The organism is Halalkalibacterium halodurans (assembly GCF_004376175.1).
GTDB lineage: Bacteria > Bacillota > Bacilli > Bacillales > Bacillaceae_D > Halalkalibacterium > Halalkalibacterium halodurans.
Genome location: NZ_SNUY01000138.1, coordinates 1 through 2,003 on the forward strand (window position 1 = coordinate 1; position 2,003 = coordinate 2,003).

The 2,003-nt window shown below is 37.3% G+C and carries 2 protein-coding genes and 1 pseudogene; all 3 read right to left on the reverse strand.

Annotation, left to right across the window (positions count from 1 at the left end):
* Positions 1–698 precede the first annotated feature (698 nt).
* The 3 genes and pseudogenes from E2L07_RS20400 to E2L07_RS20405 all read right to left on the reverse strand — a co-directional run bounded on the left by E2L07_RS20400 (position 699) and on the right by E2L07_RS20405 (position 1,927).
* On the reverse strand, positions 699–1,040 hold the full coding sequence (locus tag E2L07_RS20400) for a winged helix-turn-helix transcriptional regulator (RefSeq protein ID WP_053432421.1): 342 nt from the start codon (positions 1,038–1,040) through the stop codon (positions 699–701).
* A 264-nt stretch (positions 1,041–1,304) separates the two neighbouring features.
* A pseudogene (locus E2L07_RS21430) lies at positions 1,305–1,498 on the reverse strand (Gfo/Idh/MocA family oxidoreductase); the annotation flags it as partial.
* 144 nt (positions 1,499–1,642) lie between these two features.
* Complete coding sequence (locus E2L07_RS20405; RefSeq protein WP_243855029.1) at positions 1,643–1,927, reverse strand: ABC-2 transporter permease; 285 nt, start codon at positions 1,925–1,927, stop codon at positions 1,643–1,645.
* Positions 1,928–2,003 lie beyond the last annotated feature (76 nt).

A 2,003-nucleotide genomic window follows, 5' to 3' on the forward strand; every position in this document is an offset into this window, starting at 1 on the left:
TTTAATATAATTTCAAAAAAATGTAAACTCACTCTCCGCTCTTAGCCTAATTTAATTTTTTTCTACGCTAGTTCTTCTGTAAAAATCGCTATCAACCAAGCAGAAATTAATTTTGTCCGGACGCTCTCAAATAATTCACTCATGTAAGCGCTATTATATCATAAGATCCTGTTAATTTCCCGCCGATTTTCGTGATGAAACTTAGGTTCATCATATGGAGGTGTTCGAGGAATCATTTTTTCTGATAAAGAAGCGAATCAATGAATACTAGACCACAATTGACAAGATTAAAAGAAGATGGTTACTGGCACATTAAAAGCGGGGAAAATGACATCAAAAAACCTGCTTAGACAGCATCTCTTCTTTTTGTAACGAATGCTTCAAAAACAAACTTTAACTATTTTGGATTTATGAAAAATATAAAAAAGGCACTATAAAATAAAAACGGAGAACTTATCATGCCGCCGATTTGGAGGGCAAACAAAAATGACAGGAGCTTAACGAGGTTATTCAACGAATCCCTTGAAACAGATGAAGCAAGATAGCGGCAATGTCACCTCCATTAATCTTTACTATCCTTTACACCTGTTAAGAGTGACTGAACCCTTGATTTGGTTGGCTGCACCCTAACGATGGATTCTGCGCTTCACAGCCATTCCTTGCGCGAACCTTTGTTTAGATCTGAAGGAGATGTAGATTCAATTATTTTGGTTTTTTACGCCCCACTCACATAACTCTTCCAAAATGGGTAATAATGTTCCCGCTTTATCCGTGAGGCTGTACTCGACTTTAGGGGGAACTTGAGGATACTCTTTCCGTTTCACCAGACCATCCGCTTCCAATTCTTTAAGCTGTGAACTCAATGTTTTATAAGTAATCGTCCCTATCTGCCTTTTTAGTTCATTAAAGCGAATCGGCTGATCTTCTGCCAGAAGGTAAATAATCACCATTTTCCATTTACCACCGATAAGGGACAAAGTATAACCAAAAGGGGTATCTTGAATATTTTTAACTTTTCCTTTGTATTCAGCCATACTCATATTCACACTTTCCTTTCGGCTAGTACCTATCAAAAAAGTGCGTACTACTTTTTTATTTGTGCTCAGTTTATACTTGCCTTACTTCAAAAGTAAAGGAGTGTCAATCATGACTAAAAAAACAATTCGCCTTTTAATGCCACAATGGCATAATAGAAGGGGGGTGACTCCCCCCTAACAACCGGATATACTGACCTGTATTCGGTAACGTTCTGATGCTTGAGAACATCAAGGTTAAACGACCTAATCACATCCACTATTTACTCATGAGCTATGTACAAATACGGCATCACATTCTTGAGCCAATACTTGCACGCTATCAAAATCTTGTATACGATACTGCTTGCAAATTGCCTTTCTCTTTGCTCTACTAGGAGAAAATGCACCTACAAATGCCCAATCTGCTTCCTTTGAAAGAAGAGGTAAGTATGCTTTTGCGCAATATTACTTAACCCCACCATACAGACTCTACATTTCACCAAGCTTACCACCCTTTTTATTATGATTTTATTAATCTTAAAACGATTCGAATGAAATCAATGCTGCGAACTGTACCGATCCTTTTTCCATTCGTTTGAATTACCAACTAATCTAGAAAGCCTTACTTATAACGCTTTTCGCTGGTAAATGAAAGTGGTAGCTCCCCAAGAAATCGCATAGAGTGTTATGATTACAATGGCCGCTCCTGTATATAAAGCCGGAACAGATAAGTTTACAATAAAATCAGTTATTGCTGTTAAATGCTCCGCTAAAAACATGACAACAGACGGGCCTATACCTGCTAAAAGGATAAAGCTAACAAGGATAACGGTTGTGATATGACCAGGTTTAAATAGATAGAGCATTTTGCATATTTTTTGACCCAAGAGCCATAAGGATTTCAAAGACATAAAAAAGGACTTCACCCCTAAAATGTAGAATTTTTGAAGTGACGAAACCACAAAAATTCAAAAGGAGGAAGTCACT

Bases quoted from the DNA above. Each gene is read 5' to 3' on its own strand.
- E2L07_RS20400 (WP_053432421.1), bottom strand. From the start codon at position 1,040: ATGAGTATGGCTGAATACAAAGGAAAAGTTAAAAATATTCAAGATACC.
- E2L07_RS20405 (WP_243855029.1), bottom strand. From the start codon at position 1,927: ATGTCTTTGAAATCCTTATGGCTCTTGGGTCAAAAAATATGCAAAATG.